This window comes from Eisenbergiella sp. OF01-20 (assembly GCF_003478085.1).
Classification (GTDB): domain Bacteria; phylum Bacillota; class Clostridia; order Lachnospirales; family Lachnospiraceae; genus Eisenbergiella.
The window spans coordinates 1-2,357 of the sequence record NZ_QUES01000083.1 but is presented as its reverse complement, the minus strand read 5'-3'; the positions used below and the strand labels follow the sequence as shown (position 1 = coordinate 2,357).

At 50.4% G+C, this 2,357-nt stretch carries 2 tRNA genes and 2 rRNA genes; all 4 read left to right on the top strand.

The features are described 5' to 3' along the window. Positions 1-176: 176 nt before the first annotated feature. The 4 genes from DXA36_RS32480 (at position 177) to DXA36_RS32465 (ending at position 2,193) form a co-directional block, all read left to right on the top strand. Positions 177-1,708, top strand: a 16S ribosomal RNA gene (locus tag DXA36_RS32480). An 80-nt stretch (positions 1,709-1,788) separates the two neighbouring features. Next, a 5S ribosomal RNA gene (gene rrf, locus DXA36_RS32475) occupies positions 1,789-1,906 on the top strand. 66 nt (positions 1,907-1,972) lie between these two features. Continuing rightward, a tRNA-Ile gene (locus DXA36_RS32470) sits at positions 1,973-2,046 on the top strand. 74 nt (positions 2,047-2,120) lie between these two features. Then, positions 2,121-2,193: transfer RNA gene (locus DXA36_RS32465), tRNA-Ala, on the top strand. The last annotated feature ends 164 nt before the right edge of the window (positions 2,194-2,357 follow it).

Genomic DNA, 2,357 nt, shown 5'->3' with positions numbered 1-2,357 from the left:
GAACCTTGACAAATAAACAGTAATGCAACCCTGAAAATTCTAAAAAAGAAAATTCAGAGAACAAGTTTTAAAGCTTCGCAAGAAGCATTTAAGACACCCAAAAACAGTAAAAAATGTTTGGAAACAAACGACGGTTAAACATTAGCTAGAGTTAATCTTAACCGGATTGAACACTTGAACAAGAGAGTTTGATCCTGGCTCAGGATGAACGCTGGCGGCGTGCCTAACACATGCAAGTCGAACGAAGTTATGCAGAGGAAGTTTTCGGATGGAATCGGTGTAACTTAGTGGCGGACGGGTGAGTAACGCGTGGGAAACCTGCCCTGTACCGGGGGATAACACTTAGAAATAGGTGCTAATACCGCATAAGCGCACAGCTTCACATGAGGCAGTGTGAAAAACTCCGGTGGTACAGGATGGTCCCGCGTCTGATTAGCCAGTTGGCAGGGTAACGGCCTACCAAAGCGACGATCAGTAGCCGGCCTGAGAGGGTGAACGGCCACATTGGGACTGAGACACGGCCCAAACTCCTACGGGAGGCAGCAGTGGGGAATATTGCACAATGGGGGAAACCCTGATGCAGCGACGCCGCGTGAGTGAAGAAGTATTTCGGTATGTAAAGCTCTATCAGCAGGGAAGAAAATGACGGTACCTGACTAAGAAGCCCCGGCTAACTACGTGCCAGCAGCCGCGGTAATACGTAGGGGGCAAGCGTTATCCGGATTTACTGGGTGTAAAGGGAGCGTAGACGGCATGGCAAGCCAGATGTGAAAACCCAGGGCTCAACCCTGGGACTGCATTTGGAACTGTCAGGCTGGAGTGCAGGAGAGGTAAGCGGAATTCCTAGTGTAGCGGTGAAATGCGTAGATATTAGGAGGAACACCAGTGGCGAAGGCGGCTTACTGGACTGTAACTGACGTTGAGGCTCGAAAGCGTGGGGAGCAAACAGGATTAGATACCCTGGTAGTCCACGCGGTAAACGATGATTGCTAGGTGTAGGTGGGTATGGACCCATCGGTGCCGCAGCTAACGCAATAAGCAATCCACCTGGGGAGTACGTTCGCAAGAATGAAACTCAAAGGAATTGACGGGGACCCGCACAAGCGGTGGAGCATGTGGTTTAATTCGAAGCAACGCGAAGAACCTTACCAAGTCTTGACATCCCCCTGAATATCATGTAAAAGTGATAGGCCTTCGGGACAGGGGAGACAGGTGGTGCATGGTTGTCGTCAGCTCGTGTCGTGAGATGTTGGGTTAAGTCCCGCAACGAGCGCAACCCTTATCCTTAGTAGCCAGCAGGTAAAGCCGGGCACTCTAGGGAGACTGCCGGGGATAACCCGGAGGAAGGCGGGGATGACGTCAAATCATCATGCCCCTTATGATTTGGGCTACACACGTGCTACAATGGCGTAAACAAAGGGAAGCGAGACAGTGATGTGGAGCAAATCCCAGAAATAACGTCTCAGTTCGGATTGTAGTCTGCAACTCGACTACATGAAGCTGGAATCGCTAGTAATCGCGAATCAGCATGTCGCGGTGAATACGTTCCCGGGTCTTGTACACACCGCCCGTCACACCATGGGAGTTGGAAATGCCCGAAGTCTGTGACCTAACCGAAAGGGAGGAGCAGCCGAAGGCAGGTCTGATAACTGGGGTGAAGTCGTAACAAGGTAGCCGTATCGGAAGGTGCGGCTGGATCACCTCCTTTCTAAGGCGAAGAAGTAGGGGTTGTATTACTGTTTAGATGTTGAGGGAGCCGAAAGGCGCCTGGAAAGCATCATGAAAAATTCCGGTGGCGATGCGCTTAGGGGAGACACCCGTTCTCATCCCGAACACGATGGTTAAGACTTAAGCGGCCGATGGTACTATGCTGGAAACGGTATGGGAGAGCAGGTGGCTGCCGGATTCCATAAAAAAACAATTAAATACTCATATAGATGGGAAGGGGAAAGAAACCCGTCCCGGACAATGAGGGCTTATAGCTCAGCCGGTTAGAGCGCACGCCTGATAAGCGTGAGGTCGGTGGTTCGAGTCCACTTAAGCCCACTGGCGGAGAAAAGACCTGGAATGCAAGCTTGAACGAGCGAAGTTCCGTAACCTGAGAGCGGACCGTCAGAAATGGGGGCGTAGCTCAGTTGGGAGAGCACCTGCCTTGCAAGCAGGGGGTCAAGAGTTCGAATCTCTCCGTCTCCACTGGATGCACAGACATCCAAGGAATAAAATCCTGAAGAATCCGTACCTTGAAAACCGAATATTGAAAATAATCTTAAAGTATCTGATAGATGAATCCTAACGGAATCATCTACGTCTATATGGAAGGTTTTTAAATAAAGAAACCGACCGGATAGAAGAAGATA